The organism is Citrobacter sp. RHB25-C09 (assembly GCF_013836145.1).
Taxonomy (GTDB): Bacteria; Pseudomonadota; Gammaproteobacteria; order Enterobacterales; family Enterobacteriaceae; genus Citrobacter_A.
The window spans coordinates 4,017,836-4,036,147 of sequence record NZ_CP057483.1 but is presented as its reverse complement, the minus strand read 5'-3'; the positions used below and the strand labels follow the sequence as shown (position 1 = coordinate 4,036,147).

Annotated in this window: 18 protein-coding genes and 2 pseudogenes; 11 read left to right on the top strand and 9 right to left on the bottom strand. The window is 53.0% G+C overall.

All coding sequences use genetic code 11. The features are described from left to right. Positions 1 to 52: 52 nt before the first annotated feature. The 4 genes from HVY19_RS19100 to HVY19_RS19085 form a co-directional block, all read right to left on the bottom strand. A complete protein-coding gene (locus tag HVY19_RS19100) occupies positions 53 to 547 on the bottom strand; it encodes a mannose/fructose/sorbose PTS transporter subunit IIB (protein ID WP_181682166.1) in 495 nt (164 codons plus the stop codon). Then, complete coding sequence (locus HVY19_RS19095) at positions 547 to 954, bottom strand: mannose/fructose/sorbose PTS transporter subunit IIA (RefSeq protein ID WP_181682165.1); 408 nt, start codon at positions 952 to 954, stop codon at positions 547 to 549. The genes HVY19_RS19100 and HVY19_RS19095 overlap by 1 nt, the downstream gene beginning before the upstream one ends. Positions 955 to 963: 9 nt before the next feature. Next, positions 964 to 1,770 (bottom strand): SDR family oxidoreductase, encoded by an 807-nt coding sequence (locus tag HVY19_RS19090; RefSeq protein WP_181682164.1) that lies wholly within the window; start codon positions 1,768 to 1,770, stop codon positions 964 to 966. A gap of 70 nt (positions 1,771 to 1,840) precedes the next feature. Beyond that, entirely contained in the window at positions 1,841 to 2,794 is a 954-nt protein-coding gene (locus HVY19_RS19085) for a sugar-binding transcriptional regulator (protein ID WP_181682163.1), read from the bottom strand. 470 nt (positions 2,795 to 3,264) lie between these two features. Between HVY19_RS19085 and rluF the strand changes: the two genes are divergently transcribed. Next, positions 3,265 to 4,140, top strand: a complete 876-nt coding sequence (gene rluF / locus HVY19_RS19080) for a 23S rRNA pseudouridine(2604) synthase RluF (RefSeq protein WP_181682162.1) — start codon at positions 3,265 to 3,267, stop codon at positions 4,138 to 4,140. Here the strand turns inward: rluF and HVY19_RS19075 are convergent. Continuing rightward, entirely contained in the window at positions 4,137 to 4,409 is a 273-nt protein-coding gene (locus HVY19_RS19075; protein WP_181682161.1) for a DUF3811 domain-containing protein, read from the bottom strand. The genes rluF and HVY19_RS19075 overlap by 4 nt on opposite strands. Before the next feature lie 176 nt (positions 4,410 to 4,585). Between HVY19_RS19075 and HVY19_RS19070 the strand changes: the two genes are divergently transcribed. After that, complete coding sequence (locus HVY19_RS19070) at positions 4,586 to 4,942, top strand: type II toxin-antitoxin system RelE/ParE family toxin (protein ID WP_181682160.1); 357 nt, start codon at positions 4,586 to 4,588, stop codon at positions 4,940 to 4,942. Beyond that, complete coding sequence (locus tag HVY19_RS19065) at positions 4,939 to 5,277, top strand: XRE family transcriptional regulator (RefSeq protein WP_181682159.1); 339 nt, start codon at positions 4,939 to 4,941, stop codon at positions 5,275 to 5,277. Before HVY19_RS19070 ends, HVY19_RS19065 begins: the two co-directional genes overlap by 4 nt. 101 nt (positions 5,278 to 5,378) lie before the next feature. Here the strand turns inward: HVY19_RS19065 and HVY19_RS19060 are convergent. Then, positions 5,379 to 6,372: pseudogene (locus HVY19_RS19060) on the bottom strand (sigma 54-interacting transcriptional regulator); the annotation flags it as partial. On the opposite strand from HVY19_RS19060, the pseudogene HVY19_RS19055 reads away from it, so the two are divergent. Together HVY19_RS19055 and HVY19_RS19050 are read left to right on the top strand one after the other, a co-directional pair. After that, a pseudogene (locus tag HVY19_RS19055) lies at positions 6,259 to 6,798 on the top strand (RtcB family protein); the annotation flags it as partial. The pseudogenes HVY19_RS19060 and HVY19_RS19055 sit on opposite strands and share 114 nt — an antisense overlap. 47 nt (positions 6,799 to 6,845) lie before the next feature. Further along, positions 6,846 to 7,223 (top strand): nucleotidyltransferase domain-containing protein, encoded by a 378-nt coding sequence (locus HVY19_RS19050; protein ID WP_181682158.1) that lies wholly within the window; start codon positions 6,846 to 6,848, stop codon positions 7,221 to 7,223. Between the two features lie 39 nt (positions 7,224 to 7,262). Here HVY19_RS19050 and lysC read toward each other — a convergent pair whose 3' ends face one another. After that, positions 7,263 to 8,612, bottom strand: coding sequence for a lysine-sensitive aspartokinase 3 (gene lysC, locus HVY19_RS19045; RefSeq protein WP_181682157.1), 1,350 nt, complete (start codon positions 8,610 to 8,612; stop codon positions 7,263 to 7,265). Between the two features lie 428 nt (positions 8,613 to 9,040). Between lysC and pgi the strand changes: the two genes are divergently transcribed. The 6 genes from pgi to psiE all read left to right on the top strand — a co-directional run bounded on the left by pgi (position 9,041) and on the right by psiE (position 15,550). Continuing rightward, positions 9,041 to 10,687, top strand: a complete 1,647-nt coding sequence (gene pgi, locus HVY19_RS19040) for a glucose-6-phosphate isomerase (protein WP_181682156.1) — start codon at positions 9,041 to 9,043, stop codon at positions 10,685 to 10,687. A 482-nt stretch (positions 10,688 to 11,169) separates the two neighbouring features. Continuing rightward, positions 11,170 to 11,412 (top strand): exopolysaccharide production protein YjbE, encoded by a 243-nt coding sequence (gene yjbE / locus HVY19_RS19035; RefSeq protein WP_012907718.1) that lies wholly within the window; start codon positions 11,170 to 11,172, stop codon positions 11,410 to 11,412. 79 nt (positions 11,413 to 11,491) lie between these two features. Further along, complete coding sequence (locus tag HVY19_RS19030) at positions 11,492 to 12,130, top strand: YjbF family lipoprotein (RefSeq protein ID WP_220132933.1); 639 nt, start codon at positions 11,492 to 11,494, stop codon at positions 12,128 to 12,130. Next, a complete protein-coding gene (locus HVY19_RS19025; RefSeq protein WP_181682154.1) occupies positions 12,127 to 12,864 on the top strand; it encodes a capsule biosynthesis GfcC family protein in 738 nt (245 codons plus the stop codon). The genes HVY19_RS19030 and HVY19_RS19025 overlap by 4 nt, the downstream gene beginning before the upstream one ends. Continuing rightward, positions 12,864 to 14,960 (top strand): YjbH domain-containing protein, encoded by a 2,097-nt coding sequence (locus HVY19_RS19020; RefSeq protein ID WP_181682153.1) that lies wholly within the window; start codon positions 12,864 to 12,866, stop codon positions 14,958 to 14,960. The genes HVY19_RS19025 and HVY19_RS19020 overlap by 1 nt, the downstream gene beginning before the upstream one ends. Positions 14,961 to 15,139: 179 nt before the next feature. Beyond that, entirely contained in the window at positions 15,140 to 15,550 is a 411-nt protein-coding gene (psiE, locus tag HVY19_RS19015) for a phosphate-starvation-inducible protein PsiE (protein ID WP_181682152.1), read from the top strand. A gap of 54 nt (positions 15,551 to 15,604) precedes the next feature. Here psiE and xylE read toward each other — a convergent pair whose 3' ends face one another. Beyond that, a complete protein-coding gene (gene xylE, locus HVY19_RS19010; RefSeq protein WP_181682151.1) occupies positions 15,605 to 17,080 on the bottom strand; it encodes a D-xylose transporter XylE in 1,476 nt (491 codons plus the stop codon). Between the two features lie 329 nt (positions 17,081 to 17,409). Further along, positions 17,410 to 18,300 (bottom strand): maltose ABC transporter permease MalG, encoded by an 891-nt coding sequence (gene malG / locus HVY19_RS19005; RefSeq protein WP_181682150.1) that lies wholly within the window; start codon positions 18,298 to 18,300, stop codon positions 17,410 to 17,412. Positions 18,301 to 18,312 lie beyond the last annotated feature (12 nt).

Below are 18,312 nucleotides of genomic sequence, written 5' to 3'. Positions count from 1 at the left end.
ATAGGTCACCTTTGAATGTGATCATCCCGGCCTTAAATACAGGCGCTTTTCATTATTCAGCGAACGAAATTTCTTTTATTTTTTCTAAAATATTCACAGACGGATCGGAGGCGACGACGCGTAAATCCAACGTAACGCCTAAATTATCCAGTTCACGAAACGCATTAATATCCTCTTCATCTAATGAAACCGCTTTGGTTAACTGTTTTTTACCCGGGCGCCAGGCCATGCCGCCAATATTCAGGGTGGCAATTTTCACGCCCTGCTTAACCATCGCTAACGCGTCCTGTGGTCGGGTAAATAAATAAAAAACGGTTTCGTTCTGGTACTGCGGGTTATGGTAAACGGCAACGGCTTTTTCGATATTTACCACGTTGACTTTTATCCCCGGTGGGGCGGCCTGGCGTAATAACGTACGGCGCACCTCGTCGTTATACACTTCGTCGTTGCAGATAATAATCCGCTGGGCATTTGCCACCTTTGACCAGACGGTAGTGACCTGACCGTGGATCAGGCGATCATCAATGCGTGCAAGGGTAATATTCATCAGAAATCCTCTTCGGCTGTTTCCAGTTGCTGCCAGACAACGCAGGTCTGTTGGGCGATGGCTGTCAGGTATTGGCAGAGTTCATCCACATTCATGCTGCTTTGGTTATCCACCAGTTCCAGCGCCAGTGGCAGAGAGAGTCCACTGATGACGCGAATCGCCGGGTTGCGCATCGCCAGCGTGGCGGCGGCATTCCAGGGGCTGCCGCACTGTAGATCGACGGCGATAAGCCATTCATCATGAGGGTGGGTGCTTACTAACTTTTCCAGCTTAACCACGATGTCGCTGGCATTTTCTCCGGGGACAAACGCCACCGCCTCAACGTGGGTGTCGCCGTAGACCATCTGCACCGATTCCAGCATGGCGCAGGCCAGGTTGCCGTGAGCACAGAAGATTGCATGGACCATAACGTCTCCTTAACCGCGCGTTTTTCCACCCGCGATGTTAGTGGTTACTCCGGTTATGTAGCTGGCGCGTTCAGACAGTAAATAACAAACGAAATCAGCGACTTCTGCTAAACGTCCCGAACGGCCAATGGGGATGGCGTTTTTGGTGTAGCCCTCGCGTAGCTGTTCAACAGTGATATTGCGGGTCCACGCCAGCGCTTCTTCATACTCCGGCGTGCGCAGGCCGGTTTTCTCCAGGATACCGGGGGCGATACCCACCACGCGGATACCGTGTTTACCCAGCTCTTTCGACCAGGAGCGGGTAAAGCTGTTAAGCGCAGCTTTGGTGGCGGCATAGCAGCTCTGGCCTTCCGAGCCTTCCAGTCCGCTTTCCGAGGAGACGTTAACAATTACGCCGTCATGCTGTTTGACCATCTGCCGCGCCACCGCCTGGGATATTAAAAACACGCCTTTCTGATTGATATTGACCATTTTTTCGAAGGCGGCTTCGTTTAATTCGTATTTTCCGGTGGGGGCTTTTTCATCGACCAAAAGGCGCGGGAAATTAACCCCGGCATTATTGACTAGCCCGTCAATACGACCGAAGCGTTGAATAATTTCATCAACGGTATGATGCACGTCTTTGGCACTGGAAATATCTGTTGGCCAGAATTGATATCCGGCATGGCCAATATATTTTCCCTCGCCGCTGTGAATATCCGCCATTTGCACATTGGCGCCCTGGGCTAATAATTCTTCGACGATCGCTAAACCGATTCCCGATGCACCACCGGTCACAATAATGACTTTATCCTGTAGATTTAACCACGATTGCATAACAGACTCCCATCTTCAGATAAGGGGATCCTCCATAAACTTAATTACGTCAGGATCAAGGTAGATTTATTTACTTCAATAGCAATTCGGCGGTATGGTTGTTAGTGACTAAACCGTTAATATAATGCCCGCGCAAAGCACCTAAAATGCCGCTGAGTTTTTCTTCGCCCATTGCAATGCCGATCGAATAACGCGCCTGTTTTAATTTATTAGTTTCGATGGACAGCGTTTTTTCACTCATATTGGTTTCGACCGTTACACCATTGATATCGTAAAAGCGCGAACAAATATCACCGGCAACCTGACGGGCGTGCAGGTCGTCACTCTCTTCGCTGCCGTAGAAGGCGTGCCAGTTTGCGCCGTTACGGATTGCTGGTGATCCAATCCCAACCAGCGCCACGTCCAGGTTGTCCCAGTAGGCCGAGATGGTTTTAAAATGCTGAGACTGCATAATGCCGTTGCGAATCAACGGGTTTTCCAGCAGTGCCGGGAAGTCAGCGAGGTGCGACTCTGCCTTCAGCTTTGCCGCCGCGCCGTAAGTCAGCGTATTGACGTGAAAGCGACTTTCCAGTTTTCCGGAGGGGCCACCGATAATCGGCACGCAGATTAACTGACGTGACTGGCTTGAGGGTGATAACCCTTCGACCAGCGCCCTTACCGCGCGTCCCCATGAAAATCCGATGATATCGCCGGGTTCGAGCAAACGTTCCAGTAACTGTGCGCCGTGTTCGCCCATCATCGTTAAATGTTCCTCTTCCTGCTCGCTATCGCAGGAGACCACCACTGCCTCTTTGAGGCCAAATTTTTGTTTTAACTGCTGTTCCAGCCACAGGTTATCGTTGTAGTCGTAATTGATGGCAATCGTGACGATGCCCTGCTCGCGACCGCGCTTCAGCAGCCGACTGATCGTGGTGCGATAAATCCCCAGCTCGCGGGCAATTTGCGCCTGAGTCATATCCTGTTCGTAATAGAGCTGCGCTATTTTTACGATCAGACGAATATCATCACTGTTTTCCGCCGCCATCTTTAGACTCCTGCACATTTGTGCAAACCGCATTCCTGTCTGCTTGATCTGATATAACCTGATAAAAGCGGCAGTACAAAATGATTTTCTCTTATTTCAGGAGGTAAAGATGGCGATTTGTGTTGCACATATGCTGTGGTGGGAGTTGGTTTATGGCACAATTGTGCCTTAATCTCTAATTGGTTGATTCTGTTAGTTTTCGTTCGACAAAGTTGCACTCTCTGAACATGGTCACTTTTGTGTCGAAAGGTGTGCCGGATCACACATAGTGGAAGGACATTTTTTCACGATTATTTTTTATCGTGGGCGAGGTGCGGTATATTTCGTTTTTTCATACACCAAAGCATTCAAGTTGGATCAAGGCGGCAAGGGAACGAAGGCTCAGGAGCATAGATAACTATGTGACTGGGAAGAGTGAGTGCGGCCAACGCAGAGGCAGCTTGAAGGATGACGTGTGTTTTGGAGGTAATATGCTGCCCGACTCATCTATTCGTCTAAACAAATACATCAGTGAAAGCGGAATCTGCTCGCGTCGCGAAGCGGATCGCTTTATTGAACAGGGAAACGTCTTCATTAATGGCAAGCGCGCCACCATTGGCGATCAGGTCATGCCAGGTGATGTGGTTAAGGTCAATGGTCGGTTGATAGAACCACGCGAAGCGGAAGACCTGGTTTTTATCGCGCTGAACAAGCCAGTGGGGATCGTCAGTACGACAGAAGACAGCGAACGCGACAACATTGTTGATTTCGTCAATCACAGCAAACGCGTATTCCCGATTGGCCGTCTGGATAAAGACTCACAGGGGCTGATCTTTCTGACCAACCACGGCGATCTGGTGAACAAGATCCTGCGCGCCGGTAACGATCACGAAAAAGAGTACCTGGTCACCGTCGATAAGCCGGTCACCGACGAGTTTATTCGCGGCATGGGCGCGGGTGTTCCTATCCTTGGCACCGTCACTAAAAAATGCAAGGTCAAGAAAGAGGCACCGTTTGTGTTCCGCATCACCCTGGTCCAGGGGCTGAACCGCCAGATCCGCCGCATGTGCGAACACTTTGGCTATGAAGTGACGAAGCTTGAACGCACGCGCATCATGAACGTTGGTCTTTCGGGATTGCCGCTCGGTGAATGGCGTGACCTCACGGATGATGAGCTGATCGAACTGTTCAAACTCATCGAAAATTCATCGTCGGAAGCGAAGCCGAAGGCAAAAGCGAAGCCGAAAACCGCAGGGATTAAACGCCCGGTGGTGAAGATCGAAAAATCGGCAGAAAAAGAGAAAGCACGCCCGGCAGCAAACGGTAAACGCTTCACCTCGCCGGGGCGGAAGAAGAAAGGGCGTTAACGTCTGCCGCGCGTTGGCGTATTCGCCGACCAGGAAAACGACGCTTCGGAATCCGGTTTATAAGCCTGCTTTTTCTTCAACTGGCGGGCTTTTTTCGCTTCTGCTTCACGTAGTGCCATCAGTTTATCAATGTACTCTTTCTTCACGCTGTTGGTTTCCGCGTTAGTCAGCGGACGACCGTGCGCTATACGCGCGCGATCCAACAACGTCTTCAACTCGCGCTGTTCGCGCTCGGTCATCTCTTTTTGGGTAATGCGCGGGAGTGCCATGTGGGTGCCCTCAGTCAGCCAGAGCGTTCAGTGTACGGTAATTCCTTAAAAATAAAACTTCTCCTGAAAGCACCTCGCAAATTAATCCTTCGCACGATGACGATTCTTCATCACGACAGTAGCGTAAGCGGTGTTTGGTGATGGTGAATGTATAAAATTTTATACAGGGATGTGATATGCTAAAAAATAGTCGGGTTCTCAAACCTATCGCCTGGGTGGGAAGCTCTTTTGATGATTTACGCAGTTTTCCCGAAACGATTCGTAAAAATGCGGGGTTTCAATTACATCGTTTACAGGCGGGATTAGAAGCTGCTGACTGGAAACCCATGGCTGAAATCGGAAGAGGCGTTGAAGAGATTAGGCTCAGAAATGAATCTGGCTCTTATCGGATCCTTTATCTGACTCGTCTTGAAAACGCCATTTATGAACTGCATTGCTTTAATAAGAAAACGCAGCGTACATCGGAGCATGATAAACGGATCGCGAAAGTCCGTTATCTCGCGGTTCTGCAAACGCGCAGGAGTCAGTTATGAACAACGTTATAGATAAAAAAACGCGTCACGTTACCTTGCCTGAGGCCAATATTTTTGCGGAGTTGGGCTTTAGCGAATCTGAAGCCGCACAATTGCAACATGATGCTGAACACGAAGTTGAGCAACTCATCCTTTTGAAGCAACAACTCATGCAGGAAATTGCCGGTTGGATTGATGAAAATCGACTGAAACAGACGGAAGCCGCAAGAAAGTTAAATATCTCCCGACCACGAGTTTCTGATGTGGTTAATCAAAAAACCAACAAATTCACACTGGATTCATTGGTGATGATGTTGGTGAGGCTTGGGAAACCGGTCAGAGTTCAGGTTGGATAGCGTACCCGATGGTGCTTTGCTTATCGGGGCTACGGGTTCTGGCCTCGTAGGCCGGATAAGGCGCAGAGCGCCGTCATCCGGCAGAAAGACTGGCACTGGCATTACCCACCGCGAATCTCTTCCCAACTCAGCCCAAAGCGCGCCAGATACTTACGCAGGTGGTCTGCGTCGTTGGGGTTGGCTTTTTCTGCCGTGAGACGGCAAAAAGTTCGCGCCCGGCTTCGGATAATGACGCGCTACGATGGCAGACTTCAATCACCGTCTCTAACTGGTGGCGATCGAAAAGGTCGAGCTCCAGGTCCAGTTCAGGAGGCGATGACGACACCTGCCAGCTCCCCTGTAAAATCGCAATTTCCTCCTCGACAAAGGCTAATGTGATGCGCCCCTGTTCAGCCAGGGTCGCCATTCGCGCAACAGATGAGCTCAGTTCGCGAAAATTGCCGCGCCACTGCGCCTGAGGTGAACAGGCAAACGCCAGATAGCGTTCACGCGCTTCTTTATCAAAGCGGATCTGGTTTTGCTTGCTGGTGGAAAATCGCTGGAGTTCAAACTCGACGTTTGGCGCAATATCTTCCCGCCGCTGTGCGAGGCCGGGCGCAGGGCAAAGCTCCACATATTAATTCGCGCGTAAAGGTCTTCGCGGAAACGTCTCTCCGCCACCCATTGCGGCATATCCCGATGCGTTCCCGCAATCAACTGGAAATCGCTGCGCACCTCTTTGTCTGAGCCAAACGGGAAAAAGGTCTTTTCCTCAATGGCTTTTAACAGCATCGCCTGCTCGTCCAGCCCCAGTCCGGCGATCTCATCCAGAAACAGCACGCCGCCGTCGGCTTCCCGCAAAAGCCCGGTTCGCGGCGTCAGCGCATCTGTGAATGCCCCCTTCACATGACCAAACAGCGTCGACATGGCGTTATCGCCACGCAGAGTCGCGCAGTTCACCGCCACCCGCTTTCCGGCTACCAGATGTCGCGACTGGCGAAGCTGATAAATACGCTTAGCAAGGAAGGATTTCCCCGCCCCGGTGGGGCCGGTAAGCAGAATCGGGTCGCCAGAGCGCAGCGCAACACGCTCGATGCGGTCTATCAGCTTGTTAAAGGCTCCTGGGAAACGCCGCCGGAGGAAGTGAGTGCTCACTGGGGAGAACTGGCACCGCGCTTTAAGCGCCTGACTGATAAATACCCGCAGTTGCTGAAAACCAATAACCATCAGCATCTGGGAACGTTAGGAACCGGTAACCACTTTATTGAGATCTGTCTGGATGAACAGTAGCGCGTATGGGTGATGTTGCACAGCGGTTCGCGCGGTGTTGGAAACGCGATCGGTACTCTGTTTATCACGCTGGCACAGCAGGATATGAAGCAGCATATCGCGAATCTCCCGGACAGAAACCTGGCCTATTTCCAGGAAGGTCGTCGTCATTACAACGACTATATCGAAGCGGTGGAATGGGCTCAGGACTTTGCCCGGCAGAACCGGGAGGTAATGATGTCCCGGGTGCTGGCGGCGCAGTCTACGCTTGTGGAAATTGTGCATACGCTGCGTCAGGTGGTGTGTGAAAGGATAGAATAATGACAATGAATTCAGTGGGTAGCGCAATGCGAGAACGGTTATTGCGGCAGCTCAAAGAGGTTGAAACGCGTTACGGCATAAAGGTGCTTTACGCCTATGAAACCGGCAGTCGCGGCTGGGAGTGGCGAAAAGCCCTGGGACTGTTGAAAGGTGTAAACCCGACGCTGATCGAATGGCTGGATTCGCCGGTGGTTTATCAGCAGGATGAGGCAACGGTGGCGGCGCTAAAATCGCTGGTGCCGCAGTGGTTTTCCCCACTGCGTGCGTTTATCCTGGCAGAACTGGCGCGAGGGGAAATCCCGCCCACGTTACCGGACAGTCGGGAAGATGATGTTCGGGAACTCGACAGGCTGCTGTATGAGACGGTGGTGGGGTGAAACAGGCCCGTGTTGGGCCTGTCCAAACCTGGAGTTACATCATTCAAACAAATTATGGTGCAGTTTCTGCACGACCTGTTCTGCCTCGGTACCCGGGACCAGGAAGCACAGGTTGTGGCTGGAAGCTCCGTAGCAAATCATGCGGATGTTAAACGGTTCCAGTACGCCGAAAACTTCTTTGCCGACGCCGCAGGCTTTTGACAGGTCGTTGCCAATCAACGCGACCAGCGCCAGCCCCTCTTCAACTTCTACCCGGCACAGGGCCGACAGTTCCATCAGCAGCGACTGCGTCAACAGCGTGTCGCCGGTTGACGTGGAGCCGGTGGTATCCAGGGTTAATGCCACGCTCACTTCCGATGTCGTGATCAAATCAACGGAGATATTGTGTCGCGCCAGGATGCCGAACACTTCGGCCAGAAAGCCGCGGGAGTGCAGCATATTCAGGCTATGCAGGGTCAGCAGCGTCTGTTTGCGACGCAGCGCCAGCGCGCGGAATAGCGGCGGGTTTTCGGTTCTATTGCACACCAGCGTTCCGCCTGCTTTCGGCTCTTTACTGGAGCCAACAAACACCGGGATATCGCTGCGTACTGCGGGCAGTAAGGTTGCCGGGTGCAGAACTTTTGCGCCGAAGGTGGCCATTTCAGCCGCTTCTTCGAAGGCGATCTCGTCAATGCGCTGCGCCTCCGGTACTACGCGAGGATCGGTGGTGTAAATACCCGGTACGTCCGTCCAGATATCCACTCGCGCGGCATGCAGCGCTTCAGCTAACAGTGCCGCCGTGTAGTCGCTACCGCCGCGTCCCAGCGTCGTGGTACGGCCCTTGGGTTCGCTACCTATAAAGCCCTGGGTAATGACCAGACCTTCCTCTAAACGCGGGGTTAATTGCAGCATTGCCAGTTCGGCCAGCGCGGCAACGTCGGGTTCAGCACGCCCGAAGCGGTCGTTGGTGCGCATCACTTTACGCACATCGAACCACTGGGCCTGCACGTTACGCTCACGCAGGATCTCGACAAACAGCAGGGTGGACATCAGCTCACCGTGGCTGACCAGTTCATCCGTCAACGCCGGAGAGGTCGCGAGCGAGGCGGCTTCCGCCAGGGTGGTGATATTTTCCAGCAGACGTTCGATCTCCTCGCGGATCACGTTCGGATAGCGCAGACGCTCAAGGATATCGAACTGAATTTTACGAATGGCATCGAGTTTTTCGAAACGTGCGGACGGTTCCAGCCCTTCTGCAAGGGCGACCAGCAGATTGGTAATACCTGCGGAAGCGGAAAGCACCACTAAGCGAACGTTAGCGTCGGAAAGCACCACGTCAGCGCTGCGATTCATGGCATCAAAATCGGCAACGCTGGTTCCGCCAAATTTGGAGACAACTAGTTCTGTCATATCGACCTCGTGTCAGGGAGAGAGAAAGCGACCATGGCACAAAGGCAGAACAGAAACCGGTGCAGGCGCAACAACTGTCTTTATAAATAAAATGTGTAGCGAATGCTGTCAACGCTGGGATTATGCGGATTTTTCATGCTGACAAGTGGCTGAGTAATAGCGCTTATAACAACTATACCCGTCATACTTCAAGTTGCATGTGCGTTGGCTTTCCTCGCTCACTCCAGTCACGTACTTGTGTACGCTCCTGGGGATTCGCTGCGTCGCCGCCTTCCTGCAACTCGAATTATTTAGGGTATATACTTTTGGCTTTATTTCATCCGCTTTTGACCGGGGCCAGGGGAAGTGCACTAAAACAATCACATTTTTCTGTGTCTGGCGTTACAATCGATCCCAGTCACAATTCTCAAATCAGAAGAGTATTGCTAATGAAAAACATCAACCCAACGCAGACCACTGCCTGGCAGGCACTACAGAAACACTTTGAAGAAATGAAAGACGTCACCATCGCGGATCTGTTCGCGAAGGATAGCGATCGTTTCAACAAATTCTCCGCAACGTTCGACGATCTGATGCTGGTCGATTTCTCCAAAAACCGCATCACCGAAGAAACGCTGGCGAAACTGCAGGATCTGGCAAAAGAAACCGATCTGGCTGGTGCCATTAAGTCGATGTTCTCCGGTGAGAAAATCAACCGTACTGAAGACCGCGCTGTGCTGCACGTTGCGCTGCGTAACCGTAGCAATACTCCGATCCTCGTCGACGGCAAAGATGTGATGCCGGAAGTCAACGCGGTGCTGGAGAAGATGAAATCCTTCTCTGAAGCGATCATTTCAGGAAGCTGGAAAGGCTATACCGGTAAAGCGATTACTGACGTGGTGAACATTGGTATTGGTGGCTCCGACCTCGGTCCGTTCATGGTGACCGAAGCGCTGCGTCCGTACAAAAACCACCTGAATATGCACTTTGTTTCTAACGTCGACGGTACCCATATCGCCGAAGTGCTGAAGAAAGTGAACCCGGAAACCACTCTTTTCCTCGTCGCGTCCAAAACCTTTACCACCCAGGAAACCATGACTAACGCCCATAGCGCGCGCGACTGGTTCCTGAAAACCGCGGGTGATGAAAAACACGTTGCCAAACACTTTGCAGCTCTTTCCACTAACGCGAAAGCGGTCGGCGAGTTCGGCATTGATACCGCCAACATGTTCGAATTCTGGGACTGGGTGGGTGGCCGTTACTCCCTGTGGTCTGCGATTGGCCTGTCCATTATCCTCTCCGTAGGTTACGACAACTTTGTGGAACTGCTCTCCGGCGCGCATGCAATGGATAAGCACTTCTCCACCACCGCACCTGAGAAAAACCTGCCGATTCTGCTGGCGCTGATCGGTATCTGGTACAACAATTTCTTCGGCGCTGAAACCGAAGCGATCCTGCCGTATGACCAGTATATGCACCGCTTTGCGGCTTACTTCCAGCAGGGCAACATGGAATCCAACGGTAAATACGTTGATCGTAACGGCAACCCGGTGGACTACCAGACTGGCCCAATCATTTGGGGCGAGCCAGGCACTAACGGTCAGCACGCGTTTTACCAGCTGATTCACCAGGGCACCAAAATGGTTCCTTGTGACTTTATCGCCCCGGCGATCACCCATAACCCGCTGTCAGATCACCATCCGAAGCTGTTGTCTAACTTCTTCGCTCAGACCGAAGCGCTGGCGTTTGGTAAATCTCGCGAAGTGGTTGAGCAGGAATACCGTGACCAGGGTAAAGATCCGGCGACCCTGGAACACGTTGTGCCGTTCAAAGTGTTCGAAGGCAACCGCCCGACCAACTCCATCCTGCTGCGCGAAATCACGCCGTTTAGCCTGGGTGCGCTGATTGCCCTTTACGAGCACAAAATCTTCACTCAGGGCATCATTCTGAACATCTTCACCTTCGACCAGTGGGGCGTAGAGCTGGGCAAACAGCTGGCTAACCGCATTCTGCCTGAGCTGAATGATGATAAAGAAATCAATAGCCATGATGGTTCAACTAACGGTTTAATCAACCGTTATAAAGCCTGGCGTTAATCTGCTTCTTCCTTCGAACCGCAGCTGTGTTGGCTGCGTTCATTAACCCCGGTCACATAGTTATCTATGCTCCCGGGGATTAATGAACTTTGCCGCCTTGCTGCAATTCGAATGAATTTGCAGATTATGATATCTGAGCCGATATTATTATCGGCTTTTTTATAAGATAATTCCCCTTGTCCTCTTGCTTAACCGAAATTGGCTCTTGAGCTTTATCCTAAAATAAAGAATAACCGTAAAATAACCCTGTGTTATTTTAGGAATATACGGATGATATAACCCTTGGTTTTATATATTAAGCGAATGATTTTAAATCATAAAATTATTTACCAATAAAGAGCTTACTTACCAAAAGTCCAATTATCCTAAAACCGCCTCGCTATTTAGACCTGCCGTAATCCGCATGCTTTAGTTGTGTATACTCGATCCCGCCCGAAACTCTTTTGGGTAAATCTCCATTCATTCAATGAAGGGAAATTGTTATGAAAAAAGTTCTGTATGGCATTTTTGCCATATCTGCGCTTGCGGCGAGCTCTGTCTACGCGGCCCCCGTTCAGGTGGGTGAAGCGGCGGGTTCGGCTGCCACGTCGGTATCAGCGGGTAGTTCGTCCGCGACCAGCGTGAGCACCGTAAGTTCGGCGGTGGGGGTTGCGCTGGCCGCAACCGGTGGCGGTGACGGTTCCAATACCGGGACCACAACCACCACGACCACCAGTACCCAGTAATACCGGTACGTTTAAGCATAACCACACTTCGGTGTGGTTATTTTTGCAGCGCCACTCGGCAATCATGCGGAGAAGAGTCGTGAAGCGACCTGGAATCATCATTATTTGCCTGCTTTTACAGGCCTGCTCAGCCACCACCAAAGAGTTGGGCAATTCACTGTGGGACAGCATGTTTGGCACACCTGGCGTACAGCTGACCGATGACGACATCCAGAATATGCCCTACGCCAGCCAGTACATACAGCTTAACGGTGGACCGCAGCTATTTGTGGTACTTGCTTTCGCCGAGAACGGGCAGCAGAAATGGGTGACGCAGGATCAGGCCACCCTCGTGACTCAGCATGGTCGTCTGGTGAAAACGCTACTTAGCGGTGACAACCTGATCGATGTTAACAACCTTGCCGACGACCCACTGACGAAACCCAATCAGATTGTCGACGGCACCACCTGGACCCGCACGATGGGGTGGACGGAATTCCGGCAGGTGCGCTATGCCACCGCGCGTTCCGTCTTTACCTGGACCGGCACCGATACGGTCAATGTGGGCAGCGATGAAACCCCGGTGCGCGTGCTGGAAGAAGAGGTGACAACGGACCAGGTACGCTGGCGAAACCGCTACTGGATCGACAGCGAAGGACAAATTCGCCAGTCGGAGCAGTATCTGGGCGCGAACTACTTCCCGGTGAAAACCACGCTGATCAAGGCGGCAAAATCATGATTAAACAGACGCTAACCGCACTTCTCATTTGCCTGAGTGCGTCATCTGTTTTTGCTGCGGGTACCGTCAAGGTCCTCACCACTGGCAACGCAGAGCCAAAAACCCTTACCGGCGCTGAACACCTTATCGATCTGGTCGGGCAGCCCCGTCTGGCAAACAGCTGGTGGCCTGGCGCGGTCATTAGCGAAGAACTGGCGAGCACAGCGGCGCTTCGCCAACAGCAGGCGCTTTTAGGGCGTCTGGCGGCGTTGAGTGCGCAAGAGAGTGGGGATGCCGCCGCCGCCATTAACGCCCTGCGTCAGCAGATTCAGGCGCTGAAGATCACCGGCAGGCAACGCGTGAATCTCGATCCGGACGTCGTACGCGTCAGTGAGCGGGGCAACCCGCCGCTGCAGGGAAACTACACGCTCTGGGTGGGGGCGCAGCCAACGGAAGTCACGATCTTTGGCCTGATTAGCCGCCCCGGAAAGCAGCCGTTTATGCCTGGTCGGGATGTGGTTAGCTACCTTGACGGTCAGAACCTGCTCAGCGGCGCGGATCGTAGCTATGCCTGGGTTGTCTACCCTGATGGACGGACGCAGAAAGTCCCGGTGGCCTACTGGAATAAGCGTCACGTTGAGCCGATGCCGGGCAGCATCATTTTTGTCGGCTTTGATGACTCCCTCTGGAGCAGCGAACCGGACGCGCTGAACGCCGACATTCTTCATACCCTGACGCAGCGGATACCCGAATAATGAAAAAAACCTATCTGCTCAGCTTACTGGCGCTGGGCATCAGCGCAGCCTGCCACGCCGAAACGTATCCGGCACCGATTGGTCCATCGCAGTCTGACTTTGGCGGTGTGGGTTTGCTCCAGACCCCGACCGCACGCATGGCGCGAGAGGGGGAGCTTAGCCTTAACTATCGCGATAACGATCAGTACCGCTACTACTCCGCCTCCGTGCAGCTCTTTCCGTGGCTGGAAACGACCCTGCGCTATACCGATGTGCGAACGAAGAAATACAGCAGCGTTGAGTCCTTCTCCGGTGACCAGACCTACAAAGATAAAGCCTTCGATGTGAAGCTGCGCCTGTGGGAAGAGAGTTACTGGATGCCGCAGGTGGCGGTAGGGGCGCGGGATATCGGCGGGACCGGCCTGTTTGATGCCGAATATCTCGTCGCCAGCAAGGCCTGGGGACCGTTTGATTTCTCGCTCGGTCTTGGCTGGGGATATCTCGGCACCAGTGGCAACGTGAGCAATCCGTTCTGTTCATACAGCGACAAATATTGCTATCGCGATAATAGCTACAAACAGGCGGGTTCAGTTGACGGCAGCGAGATGTTCCACGGACCGGCATCGCTGTTTGGCGGCGTCGAGTACCAGACGCCCTGGCAGCCGCTGCGTCTGAAGCTGGAGTATGAAGGCAATAACTATCAGCAGGACTTTGCTGGCAAGCTGGAGCAGAAGAGCAAGTTTAACGTCGGCGCCATTTACCGCGTCACCGACTGGGCCGACGTTAACCTCAGCTATGAGCGCGGTAACACCTTCATGTTTGGCGTAACGCTGCGAACGAACTTCAACGATCTGCGGCCAACTTACAACGATAACGCCCGACCGAAATATCAGCCGCAGCCGCAGGACGCGATCCTCCAGCACTCGGTGGTGGCGAACCAGCTAACGCTGTTGAAATACAATGCCGGACTGGCGGATCCGCAGATCCAGGTAAAAGGCGACACGCTGTACGTGACCGGCGAGCAGGTGAAATACCGCGACTCGCGTGAGGGGATCGAACGAGCCAACCGGATCGTGATGAACGACCTGCCGGAAGGGATCCGCACGATCCGCATCACCGAAAATCGCCTGAACCTGCCGCAGGTGACGACCGAGACGGACGTTTCCAGCCTTAAGCGACACCTGGAAGGAGAGCCGTTAGGCCATGAAACGCCGCTGGCGCAAAAACGCGTCGAGCCGGTAGTGCCGCAAAGCACCGAGCAGGGCTGGTATATCGATAAATCGCGCTTTGCTTTCCATATCGATCCGGTGCTGAACCAGTCCGTGGGTGGGCCGGAAAACTTCTACATGTACCAGTTGGGCGTGATGGCGACCGCCGATCTGTGGGTTACCGACCATCTGCTGACCACCGGTAGCCTGTTTGGCAATCTCGCCAATAACTACGACAAGTTTAACTACACCAACCCGCCGAACGACTCGAAACTGCCACGTGTGCGTACTCACGTGCGCGAATATGTACAGAACGATGTCTACGTGAATAACCTGCAGGCCAACTACTTCCAGTACTTTGGCAACGGCTTCTACGGCCAGGTTTACGGCGGTTATCTGGAGACGATGTTCGGCGGCGCGGGGGCAGAAGTGTTGTATCGCCCTGTAGACAGCAACTGGGCGTTCGGCCTGGATGCCAACTACGTGAAGCAGCGTGACTGGCGAAGCGCGCAGGACATGATGAAATTCACCGACTACAGCGTGAAGACCGGGCATTTGACCGCCTACTGGACGCCGTCGTTTGCTCAGGATGTGCTGGTGAAAGCGAGCGTCGGTCAGTATCTGGCGGGCGATAAGGGCGGTACGCTGGATATTTCAAAACGCTTTGACAGCGGCGTGGTGGTGGGCGGTTACGCGACTCTGACGAATGTGTCGCCGGACGAATATGGCGAAGGGGATTTCACCAAGGGTGTTTATGTTTCTATTCCGCTGGATCTCTTCTCGTCAGGCCCGACCCGCAGCCGTGCCGCAGTGGGCTGGACGCCACTGACGCGTGACGGCGGTCAGCAACTGGGGCGTAAATTCCAGCTGTACGACATGACCAGCGATAAGAACATCAACTTCCGCTAAGGCCTGCTTGCCTGATGGCGCTTCGCTTATCAGGCCTACAAGCTGTATCGTAGGCCGGATAAGGCGTAGCCGCCATCCGGCAAGATTCGTCGTGTGAGCAAAATATAAATAAAAAATATAGATCTCCGTCACAATTTTGCGTTATACAGGAACCTCACCACTGAGAAAGAGGTGCTGTTATGACGTCACTATCTCGTCCCCGCGTGGAGTTTATCTCTACGATACTACAGACCGTGCTGAACCTTGGGCTGTTGAGTCTGGGCCTGATCCTGGTCGTATTCCTCGGTAAAGAGACGCTGCATCTGGCAGATGTACTCTTCGCGCCTGAGCAATCCAGCAAGTACGAGCTGGTGGAAGGGCTGGTTGTTTATTTCCTCTATTTCGAATTTATTGCACTGATTGTGAAGTACTTTCAGTCAGGCTTTCACTTCCCGCTTCGCTATTTTGTCTATATTGGGATCACGGCGATTGTGCGGCTGATCGTCGTCGATCATAAATCGCCAATGGATGTGCTGATCTACTCGGCGGCGATCCTGTTGCTGGTGATCGCACTCTGGATGTGTAACTCGAAGAGGTTGAAGCGTGAGTGAAGGACAATATGGAATGGCAACACGCCGCAGGGGGGCGGCGTGTTGTGGCATGATTTACTGTACAGCGGCTTCGCGAGATTTTTTCTCCGCAGGTACCCACAACTCTTCCAGTTCTTCCAGCGTTTTACCTTTGGTTTCAGGCACGAATTTCCACATAAACAGTGCCGCTAGCACGCCCATGCAGCCGTAAATCCAGTAGGAAAACCCGTTGTGGAAATGGGACACCAGCCACGAGTTTTTGTCCATCATCGGGAAGGTCCAGGAGACAAAGTAGTTCGCCAACCATTGGGCAGCCACGGCGATCGCCAGCGCTTTGCCGCGAATCGCGTTCGGGAAGATTTCTGCCAGAAGCACCCAGCAGACCGGTCCCCAGGACATGGCGAAGGCTGCGACGTAGAACAGCATCGACAACAGTGCGACGATACCCGGCGCCTGCGTATAAAATGCGGTACCGAGGCTGAACATACCAATCGCCATACCCAGCGCGCCGATGATTTGCAGCGGCTTGCGGCCAAATTTATCCACGGTCATGATCGCCAGCACGGTAAAGCTCAGGTTGATTACGCCAACAATAATGGTCTGTAACAGTGCCACGTCGGTGCTTGCCCCCAGCGTCTTAAAGACTTCCGGTGCGTAGTAGAGCACTACGTTGATACCGACGAACTGCTGGAATACCGACAGCATCACGCCGATAACAATCACGCCCACGCCAAACATCAGCAGGCGCCCGCCGGTTTTGCGACCATGCTCCAGGGAATGGTTGATCTCCTGCATCGCCTGGGTGGCAAGCGCAGAGCCCATAATTTTACGCAGAATACTTTCTGCCTGCTCTTGCTTACCACGTGCCATCAGCCAGCGCGGGCTTTCTGGTACGGTATACAGCAGCCCTAAGAAGAGCAGCGCGGGAATACACTCAGAGGCAAACATATAGCGCCAGCCGTCGGTATTCAGCCAGATGGCGTCGCCGGATTTGGCGATAAAATAGTTAACACAGTACACCAGCAACTGGCCGAAAATAATGGCAAACTGGTTGAACGAAACCAGTTTTCCGCGAATATGCGCCGGTGCCAGTTCGGCGATATACATGGGCGACAGCATTGAGGCTAATCCTACGCCTATGCCGCCGATAATACGGTAAATAACGAATTCAGGAACGTATCCGGCCAGATAAACCGGCACGGTATTATCTGGATTAATGTCGGTAAATCCTAATTCTGGCCATGCGGAGCCGACGCCGGAAATAAAGAACAGCAGGGCGGCAATTTTGAGCGAATCACGGCGACCAAAGCGGTTACTACAGTAACCGCCGAGCGCGCCGCCAATAATACAGCCAATCAGCGCACTGGCGACGCAAAAGCCGAGCAACGAGTTGGCAGCGGATTCACTGAGGTTTTGTGGGGCGACAAAGACGGTATTTAAGGACTCAACGGTACCGGAGATCACCGCGGTATCATAGCCAAATAATAACCCGCCTAATGTTGCGACTAATGTAATCGAAAAAATATATTGGGAATTATATTGGGTGTTCATTCAGACCTGCCTTGTAGGATACAGTTCTTTTATCAGTGTCGAAGATGTTGGGTTTAACCGGCAGGTAAGACAATTACCATTTTTTACATTGCTGTTACGTAATGTCTTTTCTGTGATCTTCACTCCGTTTAATTTATCGATGTGAGGACTGAAAAATGAAATGCAGTGATGAAGTGCACGAAAGGAAATAAACGTAACGGGATTATGAAATAACATAAAAAAAGGCGCTCCGGAGAGCGCCAAATAACAGTCACAAGTTGGATAAAACAAGTTGAGGGTGCAGTGGCATTGCCCATTGCCGGGCGGTAACACAGGTACTTCGATGAAATCTAGCCTTTCACCCCGCCCGCCGTCAGGCCGTTCACCAGCCAGCGCTGAGCCAGCAGGAACACGAGGGTGATTGGAATCGCGGAAAGCACAGCCGCCGCGGCAAAGTCGCCCCACAGGTAGTTTTGCGGGTTAAGGTACTGCTGCATGCCCACCGCCAGGGTGTAGCTGTTTACATCACGCAGTAACAGTGACGCGACCGGTACTTCGGTAATCGCGGCAATAAACGAGAGAATAAAGACCACCGCCAGAATCGGCACTGACAGCGGCAGCAGCACCAGGCGGAACGCCTGCCACGGCGTCGCGCCGTCCAGTGCGGCGGCTTCTTCCAGCGAACCGTCGATGGTTTCGAAATAGCCCTTAATCGTCCACACGTGCAGCGCGATACCGCCAAGATAGGCGAAGATCACCCCGCCGTGGGTGTTCAGGCCGATAAACGGAATGTACTGACCCAGACGGTCAAACAAGGCATACAGAGCGACCAGTGACAGCACAGCCGGGAACATCTGGAAAATCAACATCCCTTTCAGCAGCGTAGCTTTACCCGGGAAACGCATACGGGCAAAGGCGTAAGCGCAGGTGGTCGAGAGCGCCACGATGCCGATCGCGGTGATACCGGCGATTTTCACCGAGTTCCACAGCCATAACAGTACCGGGAAGGGGGGCGGCGTGACGCGGCCATCAGCATGTTCAACGCTGAAGCCCAACGCCAGCCGCCAGTGCTCCCAGGAGATACTTTCCGGGATCAGGCTCCCGGTCGCAAAGTTGCCTTCACGCAGTGAAATCGCGATAACCATCAGCAGCGGGAACATGATCGCCGCGATAAAAATCAGTAGCCCTAAGTGCGTCACGAGTAAACGCAGTTTTTGTGATTTGGGTTGGACCATAGCCATAATTGTTATCTC

What these genes read in the sequence shown, in the direction of transcription:
- HVY19_RS19070 (WP_181682160.1), top strand. Translation starts at nt 4,586, where the DNA reads ATGCTAAAAAATAGTCGGGTTCTCAAACCTATCGCCTGGGTGGGAAGC.
- yjbE (WP_012907718.1), top strand. Translation starts at nt 11,170, where the DNA reads ATGAAAAAAGTTCTGTATGGCATTTTTGCCATATCTGCGCTTGCGGCG.
- pgi (WP_181682156.1), top strand. Translation starts at nt 9,041, where the DNA reads ATGAAAAACATCAACCCAACGCAGACCACTGCCTGGCAGGCACTACAG.
- xylE (WP_181682151.1), bottom strand. Translation starts at nt 17,080, where the DNA reads ATGAACACCCAATATAATTCCCAATATATTTTTTCGATTACATTAGTC.
- HVY19_RS19085 (WP_181682163.1), bottom strand. Translation starts at nt 2,794, where the DNA reads ATGGCGGCGGAAAACAGTGATGATATTCGTCTGATCGTAAAAATAGCG.
- HVY19_RS19050 (WP_181682158.1), top strand. Translation starts at nt 6,846, where the DNA reads ATGACAATGAATTCAGTGGGTAGCGCAATGCGAGAACGGTTATTGCGG.
- HVY19_RS19090 (WP_181682164.1), bottom strand. Translation starts at nt 1,770, where the DNA reads ATGCAATCGTGGTTAAATCTACAGGATAAAGTCATTATTGTGACCGGT.
- HVY19_RS19075 (WP_181682161.1), bottom strand. Translation starts at nt 4,409, where the DNA reads ATGGCACTCCCGCGCATTACCCAAAAAGAGATGACCGAGCGCGAACAG.
- HVY19_RS19100 (WP_181682166.1), bottom strand. Translation starts at nt 547, where the DNA reads ATGAATATTACCCTTGCACGCATTGATGATCGCCTGATCCACGGTCAG.
- rluF (WP_181682162.1), top strand. Translation starts at nt 3,265, where the DNA reads ATGCTGCCCGACTCATCTATTCGTCTAAACAAATACATCAGTGAAAGC.
- malG (WP_181682150.1), bottom strand. Translation starts at nt 18,300, where the DNA reads ATGGCTATGGTCCAACCCAAATCACAAAAACTGCGTTTACTCGTGACG.
- HVY19_RS19025 (WP_181682154.1), top strand. Translation starts at nt 12,127, where the DNA reads ATGATTAAACAGACGCTAACCGCACTTCTCATTTGCCTGAGTGCGTCA.
- lysC (WP_181682157.1), bottom strand. Translation starts at nt 8,612, where the DNA reads ATGACAGAACTAGTTGTCTCCAAATTTGGCGGAACCAGCGTTGCCGAT.
- HVY19_RS19020 (WP_181682153.1), top strand. Translation starts at nt 12,864, where the DNA reads ATGAAAAAAACCTATCTGCTCAGCTTACTGGCGCTGGGCATCAGCGCA.
- psiE (WP_181682152.1), top strand. Translation starts at nt 15,140, where the DNA reads ATGACGTCACTATCTCGTCCCCGCGTGGAGTTTATCTCTACGATACTA.
- HVY19_RS19095 (WP_181682165.1), bottom strand. Translation starts at nt 954, where the DNA reads ATGGTCCATGCAATCTTCTGTGCTCACGGCAACCTGGCCTGCGCCATG.
- HVY19_RS19065 (WP_181682159.1), top strand. Translation starts at nt 4,939, where the DNA reads ATGAACAACGTTATAGATAAAAAAACGCGTCACGTTACCTTGCCTGAG.